The sequence below is a fragment of the Mesorhizobium sp. WSM4311 genome (genome assembly GCF_002295115.1).
GTDB lineage: Bacteria > Pseudomonadota > Alphaproteobacteria > Rhizobiales > Rhizobiaceae > Mesorhizobium.
This window is the reverse complement of the sequence record NZ_NSFV01000006.1, coordinates 253,257-278,210: the sequence shown is the minus strand read 5'-3', so window position 1 is coordinate 278,210 and position 24,954 is coordinate 253,257. Positions and strand designations below refer to the sequence as shown.

Below are 24,954 nucleotides of genomic sequence, written 5' to 3'. Positions count from 1 at the left end.
GGCATGACCCATCCAGTTAAGATACCGCGACTCGCCGATCCGATGGCGTCATCTCGTCGAGAAGCGTGCGGATGACGCCGGCCATGTTCTCCTTCATATCGCTGCGCCACAGCGCGAAGGCGACATTGGCCTCGACAAAACCCTCCGGCGATCCGCAGTCGAAGGTGCGGCCCTGATAGTGATAGCCGTAGAAGGCCTGCTGCTTTTCCAGCTTCAGCATCGCATCGGTGAGCTGGATTTCGTTGCCGGCGCCCTTTTCCTGGTCCTCGAGGATGTTGAATATCTCGGGCTGCAGGATGTAGCGGCCATTGATGTAGAGATTGGACGGCGCCGTGCCTGTCTTCGGCTTCTCCACCATCTCGGTGATGCGGAAGCCGTGATGCGTATCCTCGCCACGGCCGACAATGCCGTATTTGTGAGCCTCCGCCGGATCGCATTCCTGCACGGCAATGATGTTGTTGCCGGTTTCCTCGTAGAGCTCGACCATCGATTTCATGCAGCTCTTTTCCGACTGCATGATCATGTCGGGCAAGAGCAGCGCGAACGGCTCGTCGCCGACCAGTTCGCGCGCGCACCAGACGGCATGGCCGAGTCCCATCGGCACCTGCTGGCGCGTGAAGCTGGTCTGCCCCGGCGCCGGCTGCAACCGCTGCAGGCGGGCAAGCTGCTCGTCCTTGCCGCGCTGGGCGAGCGTGTCATAGAGCTCGAACTGGATATCGAAATGGTCCTCGATGACCGCCTTGTTGCGGCCGGTCACGAAGATGAAATGCTCGATGCCCGCCTCGCGCGCCTCGTCCACCACATACTGGATGACCGGCCGGTCGACGACTGTCAGCATTTCCTTGGGAACAGCCTTGGTGGCCGGGAGGAACCGCGTGCCGAGACCGGCGACCGGGAAAACTGCCTTGCGAACTCTCTTCATGCTTTCAATTATCCGTTTGCTGCCCGGCTCCGCAATCCCCGTCTCGCGACATTTTCACGCCGGAATTGAAGATTAGTGCGAGCGGGTGAGGGAAACTTCCACCGGTTAAAGCATCGAGGTGTCTTTTCGTTCCAGGAGACACCTATGGTAAACTAATTCCTAACCCGGTTCGGCGATGAATGGTCTTTCCTGAGACAGAGAAGGAGGAAAACATGTCCGTTCGCAATGCCGCAAAACGTTTCACCAGCGTCATGACGGCTGCCAGCCTCTCGGTCGCTCTGCTGATGCCTGCCGGACCCGCTTTCGCCGACGCCGGTTTCCGCCAATGGGTCGCCGGCTTCCGCGCCACCGCCGTCGCCGGCGGCGTTTCCGGCGCTGTCTACGACCAGGCTTTCCGGGACATCAAGGAGCCCGATCCGGTCGTGCTGGAAAAGGCACGCACCCAGCCCGAATTCACGGCACCCGCCTGGGATTATTTCGACAACCGCGTCCACGACCAGTCCGTTGCCGTCGGACAGCAGATGGCGAAGAAGTGGAAGCCGTGGCTGGATAGGATCGAGGCGCGGTTCGGCGTCGATCGCTACATTCTGCTGGCCATCTGGTCGATGGAATCGAACTATGGCGAGATCCTCAAACGCGACGACATCATGCGCAACGTCATCCGGTCGCTGGCGACGCTGGGCTATGGCGATCCGAAGCGGTCGAAATATGCCGGCACCCAGCTGGTCGCGGCCCTGAAGATCCTGCAGACCGGCGACATCGACGAAAGCCATCTGATGGGCTCCTGGGCCGGCGCCATGGGCCAGACCCAGTTCATCCCCACCAGCTATCAGCACTATGCCGTCGACATGGACGGCAACGGCAAGCGCGACATCTGGAATTCCATCCCCGATGCGCTGGCGACATCAGCCAATCTGTTGAAGAAGAACGGCTGGCAGGCCGGCAAGACCTGGGGCTACGAAGTCGCCATACCGGCCGGCAAGCTGCCGGGCGGAGCGAAGACGCTGGCGCAATGGCAGGCGCTTGGCGTCGCCAGGGCCAGCGGCAAGCCGTTCAAGAACCTCACCGACAAGGCGACGCTGAAGGTGCCTGACGGCCGTGGCGGGCCAGCCTTCCTGATGATCCGGAATTTCTCGGTCATCAAGGCCTACAACAACGCCGACAAATATGCCCTGGCCGTTGGCCTTCTTGCCGACGAGATTGCCGGTGGCAACGGCCTTGTCCAGGACTGGAAGCGGCCCTTCACCAAGCTCACCTTCGAGGAACGGCAGGAGCTGCAGAAGCGGCTTTCGCAGCACGGGCTTTACGAAGGCAAGTTCGACGGCAAGATCGGTGACGGCTCCAAGACCGCCATCATGGCCTATCAGGCCAAGGTCGGCTTGACCCAGGACGGCTACCCGAGCATGGAAGTGCTCAAATGGCTCAGGCAAAAATAGAGCCGGCCACGGCGCCGCGCGTATTTTGCGCGCGCATATCAGGCGCCATGGCACTTTGAACTTGCGCCCGGCCGCAAAACCGGCTCCGGTTTGCCGGACCAGGCGCAAGGGGATGGAGGAGTGATTGGTTTCGGCCGCGCGTATCGCGATCCTTGCTCGTCGCACGCCGATCCTTTTTCTGGCGATCGTCCTGTTGACGATCGGCGCCGCCGGCGCCTTCCATGTGCCGGCCATGGCGCAGGAGCAGCCGCAGCAAAATCGTGGATGGTCGTTGCGTGACCTTCTGTTTCCGCGCCGCAGCGAGCGGGTTGAACCACCGCTCGACATCCAGAAGGCAAGACCGAAGGCCAAGGCGAAAAAGCGCGCCCCGCGTCCGCCGGCGGAGCCTGAAACCCCCGTGGTCGAAAAGGCGCCGGACGCCCGCACCGTGCTGGTGGTCGGCGACTTCATGGCGACAGGTCTTGCCGAGGGCCTGGACATCGCCTTCGCCGACAATCCAGGCGTCAGGATCGTCGTGCGCAGCAATGGCTCGTCGGGCTTCGTGCGCGATGATTTCTACAACTGGCCCGAACAGATCAAATCGCTGATCGAGACCGAGAAACCGGCCGCGGTGGTCGTCATGCTGGGCTCCAACGACCGCCAGCAGATGAAGGTGGGGGACGTGCGCGAGCAGCCCCGGTCCGAGAACTGGACCAAGGAATACGAGCGCCGCACCGACGAACTCGGCAAGGCCATTGCCAGCGCCAAGGTGCCTTTCCTGTGGGTCGGCCTGCCGGCCTTCCGGGTGCCGAAGATGACCTCCGACATGCTGGCCTTCAACGACATCTACCATCAGGCCGCCGAAAACCATGGCGGCGAATTCGTCGATGTCTGGGATGGTTTCGTCGACGAGAACGGCGCCTTCGTCACCAACGGCCCCGACATGAACGGCCAGCCGGTGCGGCTGCGCGCCGATGACGGCATAAACGTCTCCAAGGCCGGCAAGCGCAAGCTCGCCTTCTACACCGAAAAGCCGCTGGCCAAGATCCTGGGCCTCGCCGCGCCGGGCAGCGTGGCCCCGGCGACGGCACCGGCCGGCGCGCCCGTCGAGGCACCGGCGCCGGCCGCGGCACCCATTGTCGTCGACCGCACCGCACCCATGCTGCTCAGCGACCCGGCGCTCGACGGCGGCACCGAGCTGCTCGGCGCCGCCCCGCCGGCAAACGCCAATCCGGCTCTTCCCGGGGAGCGACTGGTGATCGAAGGCAAGGCGCCGGAGGCCGCGCTCGGCCGCGCCGACGATTTCTCCTGGCCGCCGAAGGCAGAGCCGCCAGCGACAGCCGCGGCGACCGACACGACGACGGCGATCACCCCTTAGTCACGCAGGACTCTTGAGATCGTCCCGCAACTCAGCGGGGCAATACGCTCGTCCCCATCAGCGCTTCATCGATCGAGCGCGCCGCCTGGCGTCCTTCGCGGATCGCCCAGACGACCAGCGACTGGCCACGGCGCACGTCGCCCGCCGCGTAGAGCCGGTCGACGCTGGTCTTGTAGTCGCGGTCATTGGCCTCGACATTCCGCGAGCGGCGGCTGTCGGTGACGATCTTCATCTCGCCCTCGAGTTCCTTCGCCACGCCCACCATCGCCGGTCCGGCAAAGCCAATGGCGATGAAGGCGAGATCGGCGCGGATGACGAATTCGGTGCCGGCGATCGGCTTGCGCTTGTCGTCGACCTCGCAGCATTTGACGCCGGTCAGTTGGCCGTCCTCGCCGATGAATTCGAGCGTCGCCACCTGGAATTCGCGCTCCGCACCCTCGGCTTGCGAGGACGAGGTGCGCATCTTGGTCGCCCAGTAGGGCCAGACGGCGAGCTTGTCTTCCTTCTCAGGCGGCTGCGGGCGGATGTCGAGCTGCGTGACGCGCACCGCGCCCTGGCGGAAGGCGGTGCCGACGCAGTCGGAGGCGGTATCGCCGCCGCCGACGACGACGACATGCTGCCCGCCGGCGATGATCGGGTGCGACGGCCACGCCACCGACTGGATCGGCTCGCCGCCGACGCGGCGGTTCTGTTGCACCAGATAGGGCATGGCATCATGCACACCGCCGAGATCGTCGCCCGGAATGTTGGCCGCACGCGGCGTTTCCGAGCCGCCGCAATAGAGCACCGCATCATGTTCGGCGAGCAGTTCGGCGACGGGCTTGTCGACACCGACATTGACGCCGCAATGGAAGGTCACGCCCTCGCCCTGCATTTGTTCGATGCGCCGGTCGATATAGTGCTTTTCGATCTTGAAGTCGGGAATGCCGTAGCGCATCAGCCCGCCCGGGCGGCTCTCGCGCTCATAGACATGGACGTCGTGGCCGGCGCGGCCGAGCTGCTGTGCGGCGGCCATGCCGGCGGGGCCGGAGCCGATGATGGCGACCCGCTTGCCGGTCTTCTTTTCCGGCGGATAGGGCCTGATATGGCCGGTCTCGTAAGCCTTGTCGGCGATCGCCTGTTCGACCGTCTTGATGGCGACCGGAATGTCCTCGAGGTTCAGCGTGCAGGCTTCCTCGCAAGGGGCGGGGCAGATGCGGCCGGTGAACTCCGGGAAATTGTTGGTCGAATGCAGGTTGCGGATCGCGTTGTCCCAGTCCCTGTTGTAGACGAGGTCGTTCCAGTCCGGGATCTGGTTGTGGATCGGACAGCCCGTCGGCCCGTGACAGAACGGGATGCCGCAATCCATGCAGCGCGCGGCCTGTTTCTCGACCTCCTTGTCCGACATCGGCAGCGTGAACTCGCGGAAGTGCCGGATTCGGTCGGAGGCCGGCTGGTACTTGTGCACCTGCCGGTCGATTTCGAGAAAGCCTGTTACCTTGCCCATAGTCCAGTTCCTGCTGTCCAGATGGTGCGGTTTTCGCCGCACCCGTTAACCTCTAGAGGCAGCCATGGCAACCTTGCGCCCGAGGTCAAACTGTCGATGAAGGGGGCCGGGAAGCCTGGGCTCCCCGGCAATTCTCGCAAATCTATTCGGCCGCGACGCCCATGCGCATGCGTTCCATCTCGATCAGCGCGCGGCGGTATTCGACCGGCATGATCTTGCGGAATTTCGGCCGGAACGTCGCCCAGTCGTCGAGGATCTCGCGGCCGCGCACCGACCCCGTATAGTGCACGTGGTTCGAGATCAGCTGGTAGAGGCGTTCCTCGTCATGGCTGGTCATGTCGCCGGACACGTCGACGCGACCCTTGTGGTCGAGGTCGCCGCCATGGTGCAGCAGCCTCTCCATCAGGTCGTCTTCTTCCGGCACCGGCTCCAGTTCGACCATGGCCATGTTGCAGCGCTCGGCGAAATCGCCTGCTTCGTCCAGCACATAGGCGACGCCGCCCGACATGCCGGCGGCGAAGTTGCGGCCGGTCTTGCCGATGACGACGACGACACCGCCGGTCATGTATTCGCAGCCATGGTCGCCGACGCCTTCAACGACGGCGGCGACGCCCGAATTGCGCACCGCGAAACGCTCGCCGGCGACACCGGCGAAATAGGCTTCACCCTCGGTCGCGCCATAAAGCACCGTGTTGCCGACGATGATGGAGTCCGCCGCCACGATCCTGGCCTCTTCCGGCGGCCGGATGACGATGCGCCCGCCCGACAGGCCCTTGCCGACATAGTCGTTGCCGGCGCCGACGAGTTCGAACGAGACGCCGCGCGCCAGGAAGGCGCCGAAGGACTGGCCGGCTGTGCCGGTCAGTCTCACCTGGATCGTGTCCTCGCGCAGCCCCTTGTGCTTGAAGCGCTTGGCGACTTCGCCCGACAGCATTGCGCCGGTGGAACGGTCGACATTGCGGATATCGACCTCGATCTTGACCGGTTGCTTGGCCTCCAGTGCCGGCTTGGCCAGCTCGATCAGCTTGCGGTCGAGGACGTCGTCGATCGGGTGCTTCTGCCGCTCGGTCCAGTGCACCGCTTCGTGCGGCGCATCGGGCTTGTAGAACATCTTCGAGAAATCGAGGCCGCGCGCCTTCCAGTGCTGGATCACGTCGCGCTTTTCCAGAAGATCGCTGTCGCCGATGATCTGGTCGATATGGGTGTAGCCCATCTCGGCCAGCAGCGCCCTCACCTCTTCCGCCACGTAGAAGAAGAAGTTGATGACATGCTCGGGCGTGCCCTTGAAGCGCTTGCGCAGCACCGGGTCCTGGGTGGCGACACCAACCGGACAAGTGTTCAGGTGGCACTTGCGCATCATGATGCAGCCGGCCGCGATCAGCGGCGCGGTCGAGAAGCCGAACTCGTCGGCGCCGAGCAGCGCGCCGATGATGACGTCGCGCCCGGTGCGCAAGCCGCCGTCGACCTGCAGCGCCACTCTGCTGCGCAAGCCGTTCAGCACCAGCGTCTGATGCGTCTCGGCCAGGCCCATCTCCCACGGGCTGCCGGCATGCTTGAGCGAGGTCAGCGGCGAGGCGCCGGTGCCGCCATCATAGCCCGAGATGGTGATGTGGTCGGCGCGCGCCTTGGCGACGCCGGCCGCGACCGTGCCGACACCGACTTCCGACACCAGCTTGACCGACACGTCGGCCGCCGGGTTGACGTTCTTCAGATCGTAGATCAGCTGCGCCAGATCCTCGATCGAATAGATGTCGTGATGCGGCGGCGGCGAGATCAGGCCGACGCCCGGCGTCGAATGCCGGACCTTGGCGATGGTCGCGTCGACCTTGTGGCCGGGCAGCTGGCCGCCCTCGCCGGGCTTGGCGCCCTGCGCCACCTTGATCTGCATGACATCGGAATTGACCAGATATTCGGCCGTCACGCCGAACCGTCCCGAGGCGACCTGCTTGATGGCCGAGCGTTCCGGGTTCTTGCCGCCGCCGGGCAGCGGCAAATAGCGGTCGGCCTCTTCGCCGCCCTCGCCGGTGTTCGACTTGCCGCCGATCTGGTTCATGGCGCGCGCCAAAGTGGTGTGCGCTTCCCTGGAGATCGAACCGAACGACATCGCCCCGGTCGAGAAGCGCTTGACGATCTCGGCCGCCGGCATGACGTCGTCGAGCGCGACCTTCTTGCGGCCGGTCTCTTCAGCCAGCCTGATCTTGAACAGGCCACGTATGGTCTGCGCGCGGGCGGTCTCGCTGTCGATCTGCGCGGAATATTCCTTGAAGGTCTCCCACGAGCCCTGGCGCACGGCGTGCTGCAGGGTGGCGACCGCGTCGGGCGACCACATATGCGCCTCGCCGCGCATGCGGAAGAGATATTCGCCGCCGACCTCGAGGCTGTTGCGCAGCACCGGATCGTTGCCGAAACCGTCCGTGTGGCGGCTGACGGTTTCGCCCGCGACCTCATCCAGCCCGACGCCTTCGATCAGCGTCGCCGTGCCGGTGAAATACTTCTCGACGAAATCGGACTTCAGCCCGATGGCGTCGAAGATCTGCGCGCCGCAATAGGACTGGTAGGTCGAGATGCCCATCTTGGACATCACCTTGAGGATGCCTTTGCCGATCGACTTGATGTAGCGCGACACGACCTCGTAGGCGTCGACCTCTTCCGGCAGCTCGCCGCGCTTGTGCATGTCGAGCAACGTATCGAAGGCGAGATAGGGGTTGATCGCCTCGGCGCCGTAGCCGGCAAGGCAGCAGAAATGGTGCACTTCGCGCGGCTCGCCGGATTCGACGACCAGGCCGACGGAAGTACGCAGCCCCTTGCGGATCAGGTGATGGTGCACCGCCGCCGTCGCCAGCAGCGCCGGGATGGCGATACGGTCCGGGCCGAGCTGACGGTCGGACAGGATGATGATGTTGTAGCCGCCGGCGACCGCCGCCTCGGCGCGTTCGCACAGGCGGTCGATGGCGCCCTGCATGCCGGCAGCGCCCTCATTCGAGCCATAGGTGATGTCGATGGTCTTGGTGTCGAAACGGTCCTCGGTGTGGCCGATGGAACGGATCTTCTCCAGATCGCCATTGGTCAGGATGGGCTGGCGCACTTCGAGCCGCTTGCGGCGCGAATTGCCGACCAGGTCGAAGATGTTCGGCCGCGGCCCGATGAAGGACACCAGGCTCATCACCAGCTCCTCGCGGATCGGGTCGATCGGCGGGTTGGTGACCTGGGCGAAGTTCTGCTTGAAATAGGTGTAGAGCAACTTCGACTTGTCCGACATCGCCGAGATCGGCGTGTCGGTGCCCATCGAACCAACGGCTTCCTGGCCGGTGGTCGCCATTGGCGACATCAACAGCTTGGTGTCTTCCTGGGTGTAGCCGAACGCCTGCTGGCGATCGAGCAGGCTGACATCCTTGCGCAGCGCGCGCGGTTCGACCGGCTTCAGGTCTTCCAGGATGAGCTGCGTGTTGGCGAGCCAGGTCTTGTAAGGGTGCCTGGTGGCGATCTCCGACTTGATCTCCTCGTCGGGCACGATGCGTCCCTTGGCAAGGTCGATCAACAGCATGCGGCCGGGCTGCAGCCGCCACTTCTGGACGATCTTCTCCTCCGCTACCGGCAGCACGCCGGCTTCGGAAGCCATGATGACGCGGTCATCGTCGGTGACGATGTAGCGTGCAGGGCGCAGGCCGTTGCGGTCGAGGGTGGCGCCGATCTGGCGGCCATCGGTGAAGGCGACCGCCGCCGGCCCGTCCCACGGCTCCATCAGGGCGGCGTGGTATTCGTAGAAAGCCTTGCGATCGGCATCCATGAGCTTGTTGCCGGCCCAGGCTTCCGGGATCAGCATCATCATGGCGTGGCTGAGGCTGTAGCCGCCCTGGAACAGGAATTCGAGCGCATTGTCGAAGCACGCCGTGTCGGACTGGCCGTCATAGGAGATCGGCCACAGCTTCGAGATGTTGTTGCCGAACAGCTCGGAATCGACCGAGGCCTGGCGCGCCGCCATCCAGTTGTTGTTGCCGCGCACCGTGTTGATCTCGCCATTGTGCGCGACCATGCGGTAGGGATGCGCCAGCTTCCATGACGGGAAGGTGTTGGTCGAGAAACGCTGGTGGACGAGGATCAGCGCGGTCTCGAAGCGCGGGTCCTTGAGATCCTTGTAATAGGCGCCGACCTGATAGGCCAGGAACATGCCCTTGTAGACGATGGTGCGCGCCGACAGCGACACGCAATAGGCGCCGATGTCCTTGTTGTCGTTCTCGGCATAGATGCGGCCCGAAATGACCTTGCGCAGCAGATAAAGCCGGGCCTCGTATTCCTCGTCATCTGGAATATCGGCCGTGCGGCCGATGAAGACCTGGCGATGGAACGGCTCGGACGCGACGATATCGGGCGCCTTCGACAGCGACGAATTGTCGACGGGCACGTCGCGGAAGCCGATGAGCGGCAGTCCTTCGGACTGTGCCGATTCGGCGATGATGTCCTCGATATGGGCGCGCAGCGCCGCGTCCTGCGGCATGAACCAGTGTCCGACGCCATATTGGCCCGAAGGCGGCAGTTCGATGCCCTGGGCCGCCATCTCCTCACGGAAGAACTGGTCGGGAAGCTGCACCAGCACGCCGGCGCCGTCGCCGACCAGCGGGTCGGCGCCGACAGCGCCGCGATGCGTCAGGTTTTCGAGCACGGCAAGCCCGTCCTTGACGATCTGATGCGACTTCACGCCCTTCATGTTGACGATGAAACCGACGCCGCAGGCGTCATGCTCGTTGCGCGGATCGTAGAGGCCCCGAGGGGCAAAACCGGTTCGGCCGATATCGGTTCGGCCAATGTCGGTTCGAGAGGTATTTTTGACGGCAGCCGCTTTCGTCTGCGCGGCCTGGCCGTTCGTCGCAGAGAGCGTCATGTCCGTCATTGTCCTGTCCTCCGTTCCAGCCCTTCAGGCGCTGGTTTGCCTCGGCAAGCGCTTGGCTCACCCTGATCCTTGCGGCACGTCTTGCGAAATCCTTGCCGAACCAGGCGGCTTTCCACATGGTTCGCGTCTGGTATCGTACAGGCCAGAGTCTGGCCGTCCACCTGTCGCTCGCAGCAACAGCCGGAGAGGCCAATATGTTACGCCAATCCAGCCTGTTTTGTGCGACAAAATAAGACAGCACTACTGTCCTAAATTTTTATGGCAGAATTCCCCGACGCACACAAGACCGATTCACAAAAAACTTGAGCCTTCCGCGACATAAAATTACGTGAAGTTGAGAGAAAACGTAAGCTTCAGTCGCCGATCCCTGCCTTGTCGGCATGACTGGCTTTAACGGTTTTCCGGCACTTGGCCCTTGCGGTTGGCGCGTGGAACCGTTCAACTCCGCGCTGATTTTCCCCGATCTTCCCCAGACATAGGCAGATGCATGTTCTTCGCTTCCGACAATTGGGCAGGCGCCCATCCCAATATCGTTGCCGGCCTGTCGGCCGCGGCCGGCGGCTTTGCCACCGCCTATGGCGACGGCGCGCTCGACCAGGCGGTCTACCAGCGCTTCAATGAGATTTTCGAACGCGAGGTCGCGGTGTTCTTCGTGGCGACCGGCACCGCCGCCAACGCGCTGTCGCTGACCACCTTCAACAAGCCCGGCGGCATTTCCTTCGCGCACCGCGAATCGCATGCCATCGAGGACGAATGCGGCGCGCCGGAGCATTTTTCCGGCGGCGCGCGCTTGCACGCCGTAGACGGCGCACTGGGCAAGATCGACGCGCACAATCTGGAGCGGACCATTGGCCGCTTCGCGCCCGAAATCGTCCACGGGGGACGGCCAATGGCGGTTTCGATCACCCAGTCGACCGAGGTCGGCACCATCTACGGCCTGAACGAGATCGAGACGATTTCGGCCATCGCAAAACGGCATTCCGTGCCGCTGCACATGGATGGCGCCCGCTTTGCCAATGCGCTGGTTGCGCTCGACACGACGCCGGCCGAAATGACCTGGAAGCGCGGCGTCGACATCCTGTCCTTCGGCGGCACCAAGAATGGTTGCTGGTGCGCCGAGGCGATCGTGCTGTTCGACCTCGACCGCGCCAGGGAATTGGCCTTTCTGCGCAAGCGCGCCGCCCAGCTGTTTTCGAAGTCGCGCTTCGTCGCGGCGCAGTTCGAAGCCTATTTCAAGGACGGCCTGTGGCTCGACACAGCGCGCCACGCCAACGCCATGGCCGCCCGCCTCGCGGCGGCGATCGAGGATTCGGCCCACGCGAAGCTGGCCTGGCTGCCGCAAGCCAACGAGGTGTTCGCCGTGATCAAGAAGACCGAGGCCGAGAGACTGCAGGCGGCGGGCGCCGTCTTCTATGATTGGCACAAGCCGCATGGCTTTGACGGCCATATCGGCGAGGAGGAACTGCTCTACCGCTTCGTCACCAGCTTCGCGACGTCAGCCGAGGAAGTCGACCGCTTTGGCCAATTGATCGCCGGATAATCGGCCCCCGAACAACAAAAAAGCGGCGCCTTTCGGCGCCGCTTTCGTCTCGGGAGGAGACGCTTCTATTCCTGGGCTACATTACGCAGCGGTCTTGGCCTCGATCTGCTTGGCCTTGGCCGAAGCCGAGGTGATCGCGATCTTGCGCGGCTTCAGTTCCTCGGGAATGTTGCGCTTGAGGTCGACGAAGAGCAGGCCGTTCTTCAGCGTGGCGCCGACGACTTCAACGTGGTCGGCAAGCTGGAAGCGGCGCTCGAAGGCCCTGGAGGCAATGCCGCGATAGAGCAATTCGGCGCCTTCACCGTCACCTTCGTCCTTGCGCTCACCCTTGACGGTCAGCACGTTGCGGTGAGCTTCGATCGAGATTTCCTCGTCCGAAAAGCCGGCAACCGCCATGGAGATCCGGTAGGAATCCTCACCGGTGCGCTCGATATTGTAGGGCGGATAGGTCTGCGCGCCATCGGGCTGCGCAAGCGAATCCAGCATGGTGAAGAGACGGTCGAAGCCGACGGTCGAACGGTAAAGCGGGGAAAAATCAACGTGACGCATGATGTGTTCTCCTGTTGAGCAACATGGTTTGCGTATGGCCGGTGCGAAACCCGTAAGCGGCGTTTCGGCAGGACCAGCGGCCCCGATATTGGCGACCGCACTCAACATTTGGGGAGCGCTCGAATGCATTTCAAGATTTCCCCCGGCTGCAAAAACTGAATGGCCTGCCCCTTGATGAACGGCAGATGAACCGGCGCTTCGGCGCCTGTTCAGACAGCCGCCGCTAGAGTGAGGTCAAGATCAAGGATTGGCGGCGCCGGATTTTACAGGGATGCCGCAACGAGGCCGAACCGGGTGTTAACGTCCCTTCCTCCCGGATCGACAGAGGCCGGAAGCACGCCCTCGGGCGGCTTCCGGCCTTCCCATTGCGATCCCGGCACGACCCGGATTTGCTTTGCTTTTAATGCATTGGCGTCTATCACCTTGACGAGGCCAGCCGCGACAGGCTGGCACCTGAAGACGCCGAGCACAAAGCGCCGCATGACGGACCTTCTCCACGACACGCCGCTTTTCCACGAAACCGAGGGCAATCCGCGACCGGAAAACGCCGCCGGTGGCTTTTTCATCACGCGCGACCGCAAGAAGATCCGCTATGGCCTGTTCCCGGCGGCCGCGCGCCCGATACGGGGCACCGTGGTGCTGCTGTCCGGCCGCAATGAGTGCATCGAGAAATATTTCGAAACCATTCGCGACCTTGCCGCCCGCGGCTTTGGCGTCGCCACCCTCGATTGGCGCGGCCAGGGAGATTCCGACCGGCTGATCCGCGATCGCCAGCGCGGCTATGTCAGGTCCTTCCGCGACTACACGGCCGATCTGGAGCAGTTTTTCGAGGAGATCGTGCTGCCCGATTGCCGCGGGCCGTATTACATCCTTGCCCATTCAGCCGGGGCCGTGATCGCGCTGCTTGCCGCGCCGTCCATGGTGAACCGCGTGCGCCGCATGGTGCTGATCGCACCGTTCCTGACCCTGCCCGACCTGCCGGTCTCGATCCGAACAGTCCGCCGTATCTGTTCGGTTTTCTGCGCTTTGGGGCTGGGCCGGCTCTATGCCGCCTGGGGTCCACGACCCAGACACACGCTGCCTTTCCTAGCCAACAAGGTAACGTCGGATCCGCGACGCTACCGCCGCAACACGCGCATCTACGAAGAGTATCCGCGAATGGCGCTTGGCGGTCCGACGATCCGCTGGCTGCAGGCGGCGGCGAAGGCGTCGGAAGCCATCAGCGACCCCGACTTCAAGGCCCGGATTCAGGTGCCTCTGCTGATCATCGCCGCCGGCACCGACCAGGTCGTGTCGACCAGGGCGGTGGAAGCCTACGCCAGAAGCCTGAGGCTCGGGTCGCTGCTGATGATCGACGGCTCCAAGCACGAAATCCTGCAGGAGGTCGATCTCTACCGCGAACAATTCCTTGCCGCCTTCGACGCCTTCATCCCCGGCTCGGACGATCCGACGGTCTGACAGGCACCGCGGTCCTCTCACAGGCCGGCATAGCTGACACACCGTTGTCAGGATGATCGGCCAGCCGCTTCCCGCGGCGCGCAAACCGCTAAAGATTCTGACAGCCGGCGCTCGCGCCGAAATGCTCATCTCAACGCGTCGAATTGAACGCCATGGAGATGAGATCATGACCGAGAAAACCTGCGCCGCCTGCGATTGCCAGTTGGACGCCGACCCGATCCGCGTCAAGGTCGGCGGCAAGACCGTCGAGGTCTGCTGCGAGGAATGCGCGACGGCGCTGAACGAAGCCGGCGTCTCGGCGGCCGGCGTGAGCGAGGATTGAGCCATGCGCACCGATCACGCGGCGGCACAACGCCTGGCTGGCCAGCCGCCAGCCCATACCGAAACCAGCCTGCAGGCCTTGCACGCCCAATGCATCGCGGCGGCGAGATGGATCAGCCGCCAGATGGAGAAGCGCCGAAGCCGGCTTGCCTTGTTGGAAATGACAGACCAACAGCTCAAGGACATCGGTCTGTCACGCGGCGAAGCCTATTCGGAATTCAGGCGTCGCTCGTGGGACTGAGAAGCGTCCGTCGAGAAGTCTCCTGACAGGATTGGGCAGGCCGTTTGGATAGAGTACCCACCGCAATGCCGGAATCATTCCGGCGCGAGGGAAAACGCAACGGCCATGTCGCAATTCACAGTTCAGCTCCTTCTGGACACCGGCACCGTCAGGGTGCGGGATGTCGTCTGCAGCGGCGAATGCCGTCACAGGAGCGATGAGGAGTGCACGTCTGCCACGCATCTGGTGTTCCCCTATCGCGGCGTCTTCGTGCGCCATGTCGGCCGCAATGATGCGGTCGCGGAAGCCAATCAGCTTCTGTTCTTCAATGAGGCGGAAGCTTACCAGGTCAGCCATCCCATCGAGGGCGGCGACGCCTGCCTCGACCTTGTCATCGAGGAAGGCCAATTGCGGGAACTGGCGCCGAAGGAGCAGTTGTTCGCCAGTGGCGTCCTGGCGTTTCGCCGCCAGCACCGGCGCATCGATCCGCGCGCGCAAGCCTTGGTGGCGCTGCTGCGCCACAGCCTGAGCTGCAATGTCGCCGAAACGCTGGAGGCCGAGACGCTGGCGCTAACGCTGGCGCGGCGCTCGCTCGGCGAGCGCACCTCGCATGTCGCGGGCGCCAGCCCCGGACGGCAAAAACTGGTCGACCGCGCCAAGCTGGTGCTGGCGTCGGATCTGTCGCGGCGCTGGAGGCTGGCCGAGATTGCCGCTGAGGTCGGAGTCTCGCCGGTCTATCTGACGCAAATATTCCAGCAGGTCGAGGCGATGCCGCTCTATCGCTATCATCTGCGCCTGCGGCTGGCGCGCGCGCTCGACCTGCTCGGCCGCTACGACAATCTGACCACGCTCGGCATGGACCTCGGCTTTTCAAGCCACAGCCATTTCAGCGCGTCGTTCAGACAGGTCTACGGACGCACGCCGGCGGCATTCCAGCGCTCGATCAGGTCGCGCTGAAGCGACTGCTTCGAAGAAAGCCCGGAGATATCAGCCGCGCAGGGCAGCCATGGCGGCCGCGTGAAGCTCCGGCGTCGCCGCCGCCAGCACATCGCCGCCCTTTTCCGCCGGTCCGCCATCGAAGGTGGTGACGACGCCGCCGGCCTTCTCGATGATCGGGATCAGCGCCACGATGTCATAGGGTTTCAGGCCGGGATCGGCGACGATGTCGACGCTCCCCGAGGCGATCATCGCGAAGGCATAGCAATCGACGCCGTAGCGGGCGAGTTGGACCTGTTTCTCGAACGTGTCATAGCGCGTGCGCGCCTCGCCCTGGAACAGCGCTGGCGTGGTGGTGAACAGCGTCGCCTCATCGAGCCTTGTCGTCTTGCGGGTCGCAAGCTTGCGCGGACCGCCCGGCCCCTCATAGTGCGAGCCCGAGGCGTTGGCGTAGAACAGCTCGCCAGTGAAAGGCTGCGCCATCATGCCGGCGACCGCGTCGCCGTCGACCGTCAATCCGACCAGTGTCCCCCACACTGGCAGGCCGGAGATGAAGGCGCGCGTGCCGTCGATCGGGTCGATCACCCAGACATGCCGGCTGGAGGTGTTTTCGCTGCCATGCTCCTCGCCGAGAATGCCATGGTCGGGATACTGCGCCGATATCAGTGCGCGGATGGCGCGTTCGGTCTCACGGTCGGCTTCCGTGACCGGGTCGAAACTGCCCTTTTCCTTGTTTGCGACGGCACCCTGGGCGCGAAAGCGCGGCAAGGTCTCGGCCGCTGCCGCCTGCGCGATGCGGCGCATGAAATCGATGCTGATGTCCAATTGATTCTCCCGCATTGCCCAGTGCCCAATCGGGCTCTGCCGACACTTTCCCGCCAAAACAAGCCTGTTTATCGATTTATTCGCGGCGACACTTGTTGCCCAAATGTCACATCCGCGTCATCGAAAGGCAATTTCCACATCACTCTGAATTAAAAAAGGCTGAACATCGCTTGACATTTGTGCACCGCACAATACCCTCAGCCTCGGACAGGGTTTCCTGTCCATGCCCTCCTTGGGCGTTTCCTCCCTAGACTTCGACCGTATCGTGCAAACGATGCGGTCTTTTTTTACACCTGCACCTCGGGCCGGCTATTTCACTCCGCGGCCAGCGGCAGGTCGATGAAGTGATGGTCGGGCATCGCCATCAGATCCGCTGAAAATCGCGTCAGATCGTCGGCTAGCGCGTCGAAGCCAGCGACTTTCTCGAACGTCCGCTCATTCATGTAGAGCCCGCGATTGACCTCGATCTGCAGGGCATGCAGATGGCGCGCCGGGCGGCCATAATGTTCCGTGATGAAGCCGCCGGCATACGGCTTGTTGTGGGCGACCGTATAGCCCATCGCGGTCAAGAGGCCGATCGCCGTCTCGGTCAGGGCGGCGGTGGCCGAGATGCCGAAACGATCGCCAATGATGAAGTCCGGCCGCAGGCCGCTGTCGCCGACGCGGATGCTTGCCGGCATCGAATGGCAGTCGATCAGCACTGCAAAGCCGAAGCGGGCATGGGTTCTGGTCAAAAGCCGCTTCAGCGTTTCATGATAGGGCTTGTAGACGGCCTCGATGCGGGCGACGGCTTCGGCGAGCGGCAGGCGGCCGGAATAGATGTCGAGCCCTTCACCCACCAGCTTGGGCACGGTGCCAAGTCCACCGGCCACCCGCGCCGAACGGATGTTGCAGAAGGACGGCACCGGCTCGGCGAACATGCGTGGGTCGAGTTCCCACGGCTCGCGGTTGACGTCGAGATAGGCGCGCGGGAAATTCGCCGCCAGCATCGGCGCGCCAAGCGCCACGGCGCCGCCGAACAGTTCATCGACGTAGCAATCTTCCGAACGGCGGATGGCGTTGCGGTCGAGCCTCGCCATGGCGAGGAAGCGTTCCGGATAGTAGCGGCCGCTATGCGGTGAGTTGAACAGGAAGGGGACGCGCTGTTCGACGCCCGATCGGATTTCGAAGGGTTGAACGACCGAAAAATCCTCGGCTGCCGTCTTCAATTTGCACGAACCCGAAAACACCGATGCATCATCGCATGAAAGTGCCACCTTGCTGGCCGCATGTCCAGCATTTCGCCGTCCGCATCGCCCTGCCGAATGCGGATAACGCTTCGCCGTATTCACTTGATGTTTACCGTCACCGCCTCATATACAGGATGGTTAACGGGCTGCCTGGGCGGCAGTCTCGGGCGGGTGATTCGGACGGGATATCATGGCACGCATTCTTCTGGCGGAAGACGACGACGATATGCGCCGTTTCCTCGTCAAGGCGCTGGAACGCGCCGGCTACCAGGTCAGCGATTTCGACAATGGCGCCAGCGCGTATGAGCGGCTGCGCGAGGAGCCGTTCTCGCTGCTGTTGACCGACATCGTCATGCCGGAGATGGACGGTATCGAACTGGCGCGTCGCGCCACCGAGATCGATCCCGACCTCAAGGTCATGTTCATCACCGGTTTCGCCGCCGTTGCGCTGAACCCGGATTCCAAGGCGCCGAAAGACGCCAAGGTGCTGTCGAAGCCCTTCCACCTGCGCGATCTCGTCAACGAGGTCGAGAAGATGCTGCAGGCGGCCTGAGCCGCCTTCAGCTGAGGCATCGGCACCTGTTTGCCGGTGCGGCGAGACGACGCCTTCTTTCCTTTTTCTCGCTATTGACGCGCCGGACCAAAAATGGTGTATGCGCGACGTCGGATGGGCGTGTAGCTCAGCGGGAGAGCACTGCATTGACATTGCAGGGGTCACAGGTTCAATCCCTGTCACGCCCACCATCCTTTCAACTACTTGGCTGACACCCTCCTCCGTTTGGCGCAGAAACGGATGATGTTTGCTTTTTAGGGGAAAAGCAAAATCCGCCGCCCGGGTGGACGATGGATCTTGACCCATAGGCCGATTTGTCGAGCGTCTTGGCCGACATGCCGCGTGAGCTACCGTTTTTATTTGGGGTAGACCGAGGGGCCGCCTAGCCGCACAGCGTCAACTTTCTCTGTCGATAAGAAATTCCTGTTACGCAAGTACCAGAAAATGCGCGTCGCCTCTGAATGGATTCTGTCGGCCATTCGCTTGTTTACATGGGGTCTGGGAGCAAGTTGGATCAAGCTCAAAGGTCCCTCGATGCCAACGACGGCCGCTTGCGCGCAGAGAGCCGGCATCAATTGGTAGACCGTGTTGCGCGCGGCCGTCATCTGATTTGGGCTGAAAAGGGCGACGTCGACTGCTGCCCTAAAGCGTTCCGTATTTCTGAGCAGGCCATAGGCGGCACTTTTGGAAATCACGTAGCCGCACGAACCTAAGTGTTGCCCGAGAAGCCGCCTTGCTGAGTATCCGTTTTTGACGGGGATGTGCCGGCTTCCGAGTCTTACTCGGCTGAGGAATGTTTCCAGCTTGATGATATCGGCATCTGGCGGGACCCAGGAGTCATCAGCCAAAACGCCACCAGCGTCCTGGCTGAAAACAACATCGTCCTCGAATACCGCGCCATACTTGTCGGGACCATCCGCGATGGTTTTCCAGCAGCGGCGGTGACTGAGAAAGCAACAGATTTCGGTTTCGGTCAGCGGCGGCGCGGTAAACGGAGCCCCGTTCATTGCGTCGATACCGGCGACGCGCTCGAAATCAATCCCAATACGAGAAAACTGAGCTGTAGCCGAGGCCATCCGATCAACTGATCGGTCAAGATTAATCACCAAACATTTCATTGTCGCCCCCGCAACCTACAAATAAACTATCAGCTATATTGGTGCCGCTTCAACGTCAATATTGGACATCGAACCAACTCGTCCTGCCGCTGGCGAAATGCGTCACCCTGATCCATTCGCCGGATGGTGGCTCCCGAACTGGCCTGGCAGCGATGCCGAAGCCGCGAAAACCTTTGGATCGGTGAAGGATGGCCTGAACCTCGGCACGCCTGATGGCGGTCGCGTCCCGGGAGAAATTGGTTCAAAAGAAGATTCGGATCTCTGCGCGAACCATCGTCAGATGCCTGCGACGGCACACAGGTTCTTCATCCGCGATGCGGCAAGGTCAGGGTCGGCCAGCAGGCCTGCCTGGTCGGCAAGGCGAAAGATTTCGGCATAATGGCGGATACCGCGCGCCGACTGCATGCCGCCGACCATGGTGAAATGATCCTGGTGGCCGTTCAGCCAGGCCATGAAGACGATGCCGGCCTTGTAATATTCGGTCGGCGCCTCGAAGATTTTTCGCGACAGCGGCACGGTCGGCGCCATCAGCGCGTCATAGCTGGCGCGGTCGCCCTCGGCGAGCCTTGCCAGCGCGGCATTGGCGACAGGCGCGATGGCGTCGAAAATGCCAAGCAGCGCGTGCGAATGCCTGTTGCCGTCGCCGGCGATCAGTTCGGGGTAGTTGAAGTCGTCGCCGGTGAACATCACGACGGCGTCCGGCAGCCGGTTGCGCAACGCGACCTCCTTGCCGGCATCGAGCAGCGATATCTTTATGCCTTCGACCTTGTCTGCGTGGCGTTCGATGATGGCGACCACCGTATCGAGCGCGGTCTCGAAATCGCCGCTGCCCCAGTAGCCCTTCAAGGCCGGGTCGAACATATCCCCCAGCCAGTGCAGGATGACCTTGCCGGAGGCCTGGCTCAAGATGCGGTCATAGACGCGCGCATAATCGTCCGGACCCTTCGCGACGGCCGCCAAGGCACGGCTGGCCATCATGATCGCCTTGCCGCCCTGTCCTTCGATGAAAGCGAATTGCTCGTCATAGGCAGCGATCACCTCGTCGAGCGTCCTGGCAGCGGTCGGCGCCAGCTGATCGGTTCCAGCACCCGAGGCAAGATCGGCGCCCTCGACAGTGCGCGCCTCGGCGATCGAGCGGCGGATCAATTCCTTCGCATTGGCCCAGTCGAAACCCATGCCGCGCTGCGACGTGTCCATTGCCTCGGCAATGCGGAAGCCGAGCCGCCACAAATGATGGCGGAATGCCATCGTCCTGTCCCAGTCGACCGCCGGCCGCGACCATGGATCGGTCATTTCGAGGGGGTCGGCAACGACATGCGCGGCGGCATAGGCGATGCGCGAGAACCGCGCGCCGACCGCCGGCTGCACCGGCTGTCCGACAAGCGCGTAACGGGCGCCGCGGCCACCTTCGCCAGGCAAGACAATATCCATCGACCTCTCCCTTCGCCGTGCCTATTAAATGGAACGTTCCAATAAATCAAGAACCTTTAAGATTCGGAGCGAATCTGGCGGCAAATGCTGCGTTGCAACACGGAAGGCCTTACCGGCCGTGCTATTTGAGTACGCACAATCAGTTTTTGCGCCTGAGAAAAATTCGCGATTGACTCAAGATTGAACCAGTGATTAGAACGTTCCAATAGATTTGAGTGAGAAAAGCTGGGAGGACGCATCGAGATGGCCAGCCGGGCCAAGGCCACGATATTCGACATTGCCCGCGAGGCGGGCGTGTCCAAATCGACGGTATCGCTCGTGCTCCAGGGCAGCGGGCTGATCCGGCCTGAAACCGCGGTCAAGGTGCGCAAGGCGATCGAGGATGTCGGCTACGTCTACAACCGCGGCGCCGCCAATCTGCGCAAGGCCCATTCCAATGTCATCGGCATGGTCATCAACGACCTCACCAACCCGTTCTTCGCCGAGCTGGCGGTCGGCATGGAACGCGTCTTCCAGTCGGCCGGCATCGTGCCCTTCATCGCCAACACGGCGGAGAATCCGGTGCGCCAGGAAGAGGTGCTGAAGTCGCTGATGGAACAGGGCGTCGCCGGTCTCATCGTGTCACCGGCGCGCGGCACCACGCCAGGCGCTTTCCGGCGGCTGGAATTGGCGGGCGTGCCGGTGGTCTTCGCCATGCGCCGCCTGCCTGAAAGCCGCATCCCTGTTATCGCGCCCGACAATCATCGCGGCGCCTATCTTGCCGCGGCCCATCTGATCGCCAAAGGACATCGCCGGCTCGCCTTCTTCGGCGGCACCTCGGATCTGGTGGTTTATCAGGAACGGCTGGGCGGCTTTCGCGAGGCCTGCGAGACGCTGGGCATCTCCGCCCGCGACGTATTGGTCGTCGAGGGCGAAACAAACCGCCGAGGCGGCCTCGCTTGCCTGGAGACCGCCCTTACAATGGCCGAGCCGCCGACCGCCGCCCTCTGCTTCAACGATGCCGTCGCGTTTGGCGTGATGCTGGCATTGCGCAAGCGTCGGCTTGAGCCGGGACCGGATTTCGCCGTCGTCGGCTTCGACGACGTGGTCGAGGCCGAACATTACATGCCGGCGCTGACCAGCGTCGCGGTGGACACAGCCGGCCTCGGCGAGCGCGCCGCCCACGTCATGCTCAAGCTGATCCAGTCGCGCACCACGCGGGCCGAAGACCATATCGGCGCGGTCAATCTCGTGGTCAGGGAAAGCTGCGGTCCGGATCTCCGCACGCGAAACAGGCCCACGGGAACGCGAGGCGCCGCGTGAGTGTCAAATGGGGGCTGATCGGCGCCAGCACGATCGCCAGGCAATTCATGATCAACGCCATTCGCGCGCAAGAGGGCGGCGAGATCGCGGCGGTGATGAGTTCCAATCCGGAACGCGCGGCGGCCTATGCCAGGGAAAACGGCATTCCAGCCGCGGTGTCTACGCTGGATGCCTTGCTGAAGTCCGACATCGACGCCGTCTACATCTCGACCACCAACGAACTGCATCTCGAACAGGCGCTTGCCGCCATCGCGGCGGGCAAGCATGTGCTGTGCGAGAAGCCACTGGCGCTGACCAGCGCCGACGCGCGCAAAATGGTCGCGGCGGCCAGGACGGCCGGCATCGTGCTCGGCACCAACCATCATCTGCGCAACGCCGGCGCGCATCGCGCCATGCGTGACGCCATCGCATCGGGGCGCATCGGCAAGCCAATCGCCGCGCGCGTCTTCCATTCCGTCTATCTGCCGGAGAATCTGCAGGGCTGGCGCATCACCAAACCGGAAGCCGGCGGCGGCGTGGTGCTCGACATCACAGTCCACGATGCCGACACGCTGCGCTTCGTGCTTGGCGACGATCCGGTCGAGGTCTCGGCCTTCACGCAATCGGCCGGCATGGCCGCCGGCGGTCTGGAAGACGGTGCCATGTGCATCTGGCGCTTCAAGTCGGGCCTCATCGCCCAGTCGCATGAGGGTTTCACCACCAAATTCGCCGGCACCGGCTTCGAGGTGCATGGTTCGGAAGGCTCGCTGATCGCCAGCGATGTGATGACCCAGAAACCGGACGGCTCGGTGCTGTTGCGCACAGCCAAGGGTGAGGAGCAATTGAGCTTCGACCGCGAGGATCTCTACGTCAGATCGGTGCGTCGGTTCCATGCCGCGATCCTCGGCAAGGGCCAGCCTGCCGCCACCGGCGAGGACGGCATCTGGTCGCTCGCATCAGCCGAGGCGGCGTTGCAGTCGGCCAGCTCCGGCAAGGCCGTCAAGATCGACCCGAAACTCGGGAGCATGAAGTGAGCAAGGTCGTTTCAGCGGGACAGGCAGCCAGCCTGATCAAGGATGGCATGACGGTATCCGTGTCGTCGTCGAGCGGCCTTGGCTGTCCGGACGCGGTGCTGGCCGCCATCGGCGAGCGCTTCGATGGCGAAGGTCACCCCAAGAACATTACCACGCTGCACCCGATCGCCGCCGGCGACATGTACGGCATCAAGGGCATCGATCATCTGGCCAAGCCGGGCCTCTTGAAGCGCACGCTATGCGGTTCCTATCCTTCCGGCCCCTCCTCGTCCGAGCCGCCGCAGATATGGAAGATGATCGGCGACAATTCGGTCGCCGCCTACAACGTGCCATCCGGCATCCTGTTCGACATGCACCGCGAGGCCGCCGCCAAACGGCCGGGCGTGCTGACAAAGGTCGGTCTCGACACCTTTGCCGACCCGCGCCATCAGGGCTGCGCCATGAACGCCGCGGCCAGCGAGCCGATCGTGTCGGTACAGCAGTTCGACGGCGAGGAATGGCTCTATTTCCGCTCGATCGTGCCCAACATATCGATCATCCGCGCCACCACGGCGGACGAGCGCGGCAACCTCACCTATGAGCATGAAGGCGCCTATCTCGGCGGCCTCGAACAGGCGCTCGCCGCCCGCAACAATGGCGGCATCGTCATCGCGCAGGTCAAACGCGTCGTCGAGAACGGCACGCTGAAGCCGCATGATGTGCGTGTGCCGGGCGTGCTGGTCGACCATATCGTGGTGGCGCCCGACCAGCTGCAGACGACGCTGACGCCTTACGACCCGGCGATTTCGGGCGAGATCTTCCGGCCGCTGTCGACCTTCCGCAACGCCGAGATGAACGTGCAGAAGGTGATCGCGCGCCGCGTCGCCATGGAATTGCGTGACGGCATGGCCGTCAACATAGGCTTCGGCATCTCGGCCAATGTGCCGCGCATCCTTCTGGAAGAAGGCCAGCACGGCAAGGTCACCTGGGTGATCGAGCAGGGCGCCGTCGGCGGGGTGCCGCTGCTCGACTTCAAGTTCGGCTGCGCCTCCAACGCCGAGGCGATCATGCCCTCGCCGCACCAGTTCATCTATTTCCAGGCCGGCGGTTTCGACGCCTCGCTGCTGTCTTTCCTGCAAATCGACCGCCACGGCTCGGTCAACGTGTCGAAACTGTCGGCGCGGCCGCATGTCACCGCCGGCGCCGGCGGCTTTGTCGACATTACCGCGCGGGCGAAGAAGATCGTCTTCTCCGGCTTCTTCAATGCCGGTGCCAAGCTTTCGCTGGCCGACGGCGGCATCCGCATCGACCAGGAGGGCAAGGTCAAGAAGGTGGTCAACGAGGTCGAGCACATCTCGTTTTCCGGCAAGCGCGCCGTCGCCCAGGGCCAGGACATCACCTATGTCACGGAGCGCTGCGTGATGAAGCTGACGCCCGACGGCCTGATGGTCACCGAGCTGGCGCCGGGCATCGACCTCGGGCGCGATGTCCTGGCGCAGGCCGAGATGCCGCTCGGTGTCGCCAACGACCTCAAGGTGACGCCGGCGGCGCTCTACCAGGACCGGCCGATCGGCCTGTCGCTCAATGGCGGCGCCTCGCTCGGAGGCGCGCATGGCTGAGCGCCTCGTTACATTCGAAAAGGACGGCGCCATCGGCATCGTCACGCTGCGCCGCCCGGAAAAGTTCAACGCGCTGGACATTCCGATGCTGCGGGCGCTCGAAGCCGCGCTCGACGAAGCGGAGCTGGCCGAAGGCGTCCGCGTCGTGCTCTTGCGCGGCGAAGGCAAGGGCTTTAGCGCCGGCGGCGATGTCGAGGCCTGGGGCGCGATGAGTGCTGCCGATTTCCAGGTGCAATGGGTGCGCTACGGCCACCGCGTCTTCGACCGGCTGGCGCGGCTGCGGCAACCGACCATCGCCGTGCTGTCCGGCCATGCGCTGGGCGGCGGGCTGGAACTGGCGGTCGCCTGCGATTTCCGGGTCGCCGAGGCGCATGTGAAATTGGGCTTCCCCGAAACCTCGATCGGCGTCGTGCCCGGCTGGTCCGGCACGCAGCGCGCCGTGCGCCGCTTCGGCGCACAGACGGTGCGGCGCATGGCCTTGGGTGGTGATATACTTCTCGCTCCCGAAGCGCAGGCCCTTGGCGTGGTGGACCGGGTGGCCGAAACCGGCAAGGCGTTCGACGATGCCAAGAGCTGGGGGGAAAAGATCGCCGAGCGCGGCCCGCTGGCGACGGAAGCGGCCAAGCTGATGATCGCGGTGGCCGAGGGCGAGGAAAGTGCGGCCGCTGCCGAAGCGCTGGCCAGCGGCTTTATCGCGCTCACCGGCGACCTCAAGGCTGGCGTCGACGCCTTCAAAACCAAGCAGAAGCCAGCATTTTCAAGAAGCTAGAGA

General features: G+C 63.5%; 20 protein-coding genes and 1 tRNA gene. 13 read left to right on the top strand and 8 right to left on the bottom strand.

The window, feature by feature from the left end:
- Nucleotides 1–16: 16 nt before the first annotated feature.
- Entirely contained in the window at nucleotides 17–931 is a 915-nt protein-coding gene (galU, locus tag CK226_RS18350; RefSeq protein WP_179295816.1) for a UTP--glucose-1-phosphate uridylyltransferase GalU, read from the bottom strand.
- A gap of 203 nt (nucleotides 932–1,134) precedes the next feature.
- Between galU and CK226_RS18345 the strand changes: the two genes are divergently transcribed.
- Nucleotides 1,135–2,358: a lytic murein transglycosylase gene (locus tag CK226_RS18345; RefSeq protein ID WP_095792731.1), complete on the top strand. Its 1,224-nt coding sequence runs from the start codon at nucleotides 1,135–1,137 to the stop codon at nucleotides 2,356–2,358.
- Between the two features lie 124 nt (nucleotides 2,359–2,482).
- On the top strand, nucleotides 2,483–3,715 hold the full coding sequence (locus tag CK226_RS18340) for a DUF459 domain-containing protein (protein WP_095792659.1): 1,233 nt from the start codon (nucleotides 2,483–2,485) through the stop codon (nucleotides 3,713–3,715).
- Nucleotides 3,716–3,746: 31 nt separating this feature from the next.
- On the opposite strand, the gene CK226_RS18335 is transcribed toward CK226_RS18340, so the two are convergent.
- Both CK226_RS18335 and gltB read right to left on the bottom strand, forming a co-directional pair.
- Nucleotides 3,747–5,201 carry a glutamate synthase subunit beta gene (locus tag CK226_RS18335; protein WP_095792658.1) on the bottom strand — a complete coding sequence of 485 codons (1,455 nt, stop codon included), beginning with the start codon at nucleotides 5,199–5,201 and terminating at the stop codon, nucleotides 3,747–3,749.
- Between the two features lie 142 nt (nucleotides 5,202–5,343).
- The gene (gltB, locus tag CK226_RS18330; RefSeq protein ID WP_095772598.1) at nucleotides 5,344–10,089 is read right to left on the bottom strand and encodes a glutamate synthase large subunit; all 4,746 of its coding nucleotides are present in this window, start codon (nucleotides 10,087–10,089) and stop codon (nucleotides 5,344–5,346) included.
- Between the two features lie 487 nt (nucleotides 10,090–10,576).
- Here gltB and CK226_RS18325 point away from each other — a divergent pair, with 487 nt between their 5' ends.
- Nucleotides 10,577–11,629 (top strand): low specificity L-threonine aldolase, encoded by a 1,053-nt coding sequence (locus CK226_RS18325; protein ID WP_095792657.1) that lies wholly within the window; start codon nucleotides 10,577–10,579, stop codon nucleotides 11,627–11,629.
- Nucleotides 11,630–11,710: 81 nt separating this feature from the next.
- On the opposite strand, the gene CK226_RS18320 is transcribed toward CK226_RS18325, so the two are convergent.
- Nucleotides 11,711–12,178, bottom strand: a complete 468-nt coding sequence (locus tag CK226_RS18320; protein ID WP_095772596.1) for an Hsp20 family protein — start codon at nucleotides 12,176–12,178, stop codon at nucleotides 11,711–11,713.
- 480 nt (nucleotides 12,179–12,658) lie between these two features.
- Here CK226_RS18320 and CK226_RS18315 point away from each other — a divergent pair, with 480 nt between their 5' ends.
- The 4 genes from CK226_RS18315 (at nucleotide 12,659) to CK226_RS18300 (ending at nucleotide 15,134) form a co-directional block, all read left to right on the top strand.
- Nucleotides 12,659–13,636, top strand: a complete 978-nt coding sequence (locus CK226_RS18315) for an alpha/beta hydrolase (RefSeq protein WP_095792730.1) — start codon at nucleotides 12,659–12,661, stop codon at nucleotides 13,634–13,636.
- 166 nt (nucleotides 13,637–13,802) lie between these two features.
- Nucleotides 13,803–13,958 (top strand): hypothetical protein, encoded by a 156-nt coding sequence (locus tag CK226_RS34935; RefSeq protein WP_179295806.1) that lies wholly within the window; start codon nucleotides 13,803–13,805, stop codon nucleotides 13,956–13,958.
- Nucleotides 13,959–13,961: 3 nt separating this feature from the next.
- The gene (locus tag CK226_RS18305) at nucleotides 13,962–14,198 is read left to right on the top strand and encodes a DUF1127 domain-containing protein (protein ID WP_095792656.1); all 237 of its coding nucleotides are present in this window, start codon (nucleotides 13,962–13,964) and stop codon (nucleotides 14,196–14,198) included.
- 105 nt (nucleotides 14,199–14,303) lie between these two features.
- Nucleotides 14,304–15,134 carry a helix-turn-helix domain-containing protein gene (locus CK226_RS18300; protein ID WP_095792655.1) on the top strand — a complete coding sequence of 277 codons (831 nt, stop codon included), beginning with the start codon at nucleotides 14,304–14,306 and terminating at the stop codon, nucleotides 15,132–15,134.
- A gap of 30 nt (nucleotides 15,135–15,164) precedes the next feature.
- Here the strand turns inward: CK226_RS18300 and hisN are convergent, their stop codons facing one another.
- Both hisN and CK226_RS18290 read right to left on the bottom strand, forming a co-directional pair.
- Nucleotides 15,165–15,938 (bottom strand): histidinol-phosphatase, encoded by a 774-nt coding sequence (gene hisN, locus CK226_RS18295; RefSeq protein WP_095772731.1) that lies wholly within the window; start codon nucleotides 15,936–15,938, stop codon nucleotides 15,165–15,167.
- A gap of 314 nt (nucleotides 15,939–16,252) precedes the next feature.
- Entirely contained in the window at nucleotides 16,253–17,194 is a 942-nt protein-coding gene (locus CK226_RS18290; protein ID WP_095792654.1) for an N-formylglutamate amidohydrolase, read from the bottom strand.
- 163 nt (nucleotides 17,195–17,357) lie between these two features.
- On the opposite strand from CK226_RS18290, the gene CK226_RS18285 reads away from it, so the two are divergent.
- The gene (locus CK226_RS18285) at nucleotides 17,358–17,720 is read left to right on the top strand and encodes a response regulator (protein WP_006199474.1); all 363 of its coding nucleotides are present in this window, start codon (nucleotides 17,358–17,360) and stop codon (nucleotides 17,718–17,720) included.
- Nucleotides 17,721–17,836: 116 nt separating this feature from the next.
- Nucleotides 17,837–17,911: transfer RNA gene (locus CK226_RS18280), tRNA-Val, on the top strand.
- Between the two features lie 165 nt (nucleotides 17,912–18,076).
- Here CK226_RS18280 and CK226_RS18275 read toward each other — a convergent pair.
- Both CK226_RS18275 and CK226_RS18270 read right to left on the bottom strand, forming a co-directional pair.
- On the bottom strand, nucleotides 18,077–18,838 hold the full coding sequence (locus CK226_RS18275; protein ID WP_095792653.1) for a glycosyltransferase family 25 protein: 762 nt from the start codon (nucleotides 18,836–18,838) through the stop codon (nucleotides 18,077–18,079).
- A 276-nt stretch (nucleotides 18,839–19,114) separates the two neighbouring features.
- Entirely contained in the window at nucleotides 19,115–20,269 is a 1,155-nt protein-coding gene (locus CK226_RS18270) for a dihydrodipicolinate synthase family protein (protein WP_095792652.1), read from the bottom strand.
- A gap of 243 nt (nucleotides 20,270–20,512) precedes the next feature.
- Here CK226_RS18270 and CK226_RS18265 point away from each other — a divergent pair, with 243 nt between their 5' ends.
- The 4 genes from CK226_RS18265 to CK226_RS18250 are packed head-to-tail and all read left to right on the top strand — an operon-like array spanning nucleotide 20,513 to nucleotide 24,951.
- Nucleotides 20,513–21,571, top strand: coding sequence for a LacI family DNA-binding transcriptional regulator (locus tag CK226_RS18265; RefSeq protein ID WP_095792651.1), 1,059 nt, complete (start codon nucleotides 20,513–20,515; stop codon nucleotides 21,569–21,571).
- Complete coding sequence (locus tag CK226_RS18260; RefSeq protein WP_095792650.1) at nucleotides 21,568–22,584, top strand: Gfo/Idh/MocA family oxidoreductase; 1,017 nt, start codon at nucleotides 21,568–21,570, stop codon at nucleotides 22,582–22,584. Before CK226_RS18265 ends, CK226_RS18260 begins: the two co-directional genes overlap by 4 nt.
- Nucleotides 22,581–24,182, top strand: a complete 1,602-nt coding sequence (locus CK226_RS18255; protein WP_095792649.1) for an acyl CoA:acetate/3-ketoacid CoA transferase — start codon at nucleotides 22,581–22,583, stop codon at nucleotides 24,180–24,182. The genes CK226_RS18260 and CK226_RS18255 overlap by 4 nt, the downstream gene beginning before the upstream one ends.
- A complete protein-coding gene (locus tag CK226_RS18250; protein WP_095792729.1) occupies nucleotides 24,175–24,951 on the top strand; it encodes an enoyl-CoA hydratase/isomerase family protein in 777 nt (258 codons plus the stop codon). The genes CK226_RS18255 and CK226_RS18250 overlap by 8 nt, the downstream gene beginning before the upstream one ends.
- The last annotated feature ends 3 nt before the right edge of the window (nucleotides 24,952–24,954 follow it).

Bases quoted from the DNA above. Each gene is read 5' to 3' on its own strand.
- CK226_RS18345 (WP_095792731.1), top strand. From the start codon at position 1,135: ATGTCCGTTCGCAATGCCGCAAAACGTTTCACCAGCGTCATGACGGCT.
- CK226_RS18335 (WP_095792658.1), bottom strand. From the start codon at position 5,201: ATGGGCAAGGTAACAGGCTTTCTCGAAATCGACCGGCAGGTGCACAAG.
- gltB (WP_095772598.1), bottom strand. From the start codon at position 10,089: ATGACGGACATGACGCTCTCTGCGACGAACGGCCAGGCCGCGCAGACG.
- CK226_RS18325 (WP_095792657.1), top strand. From the start codon at position 10,577: ATGTTCTTCGCTTCCGACAATTGGGCAGGCGCCCATCCCAATATCGTT.
- CK226_RS18320 (WP_095772596.1), bottom strand. From the start codon at position 12,178: ATGCGTCACGTTGATTTTTCCCCGCTTTACCGTTCGACCGTCGGCTTC.
- CK226_RS18315 (WP_095792730.1), top strand. From the start codon at position 12,659: ATGACGGACCTTCTCCACGACACGCCGCTTTTCCACGAAACCGAGGGC.
- CK226_RS34935 (WP_179295806.1), top strand. From the start codon at position 13,803: ATGACCGAGAAAACCTGCGCCGCCTGCGATTGCCAGTTGGACGCCGAC.
- CK226_RS18305 (WP_095792656.1), top strand. From the start codon at position 13,962: ATGCGCACCGATCACGCGGCGGCACAACGCCTGGCTGGCCAGCCGCCA.
- CK226_RS18300 (WP_095792655.1), top strand. From the start codon at position 14,304: ATGTCGCAATTCACAGTTCAGCTCCTTCTGGACACCGGCACCGTCAGG.
- CK226_RS18285 (WP_006199474.1), top strand. From the start codon at position 17,358: ATGGCACGCATTCTTCTGGCGGAAGACGACGACGATATGCGCCGTTTC.
- CK226_RS18275 (WP_095792653.1), bottom strand. From the start codon at position 18,838: ATGAAATGTTTGGTGATTAATCTTGACCGATCAGTTGATCGGATGGCC.
- CK226_RS18270 (WP_095792652.1), bottom strand. From the start codon at position 20,269: ATGGATATTGTCTTGCCTGGCGAAGGTGGCCGCGGCGCCCGTTACGCG.
- CK226_RS18265 (WP_095792651.1), top strand. From the start codon at position 20,513: ATGGCCAGCCGGGCCAAGGCCACGATATTCGACATTGCCCGCGAGGCG.
- CK226_RS18250 (WP_095792729.1), top strand. From the start codon at position 24,175: ATGGCTGAGCGCCTCGTTACATTCGAAAAGGACGGCGCCATCGGCATC.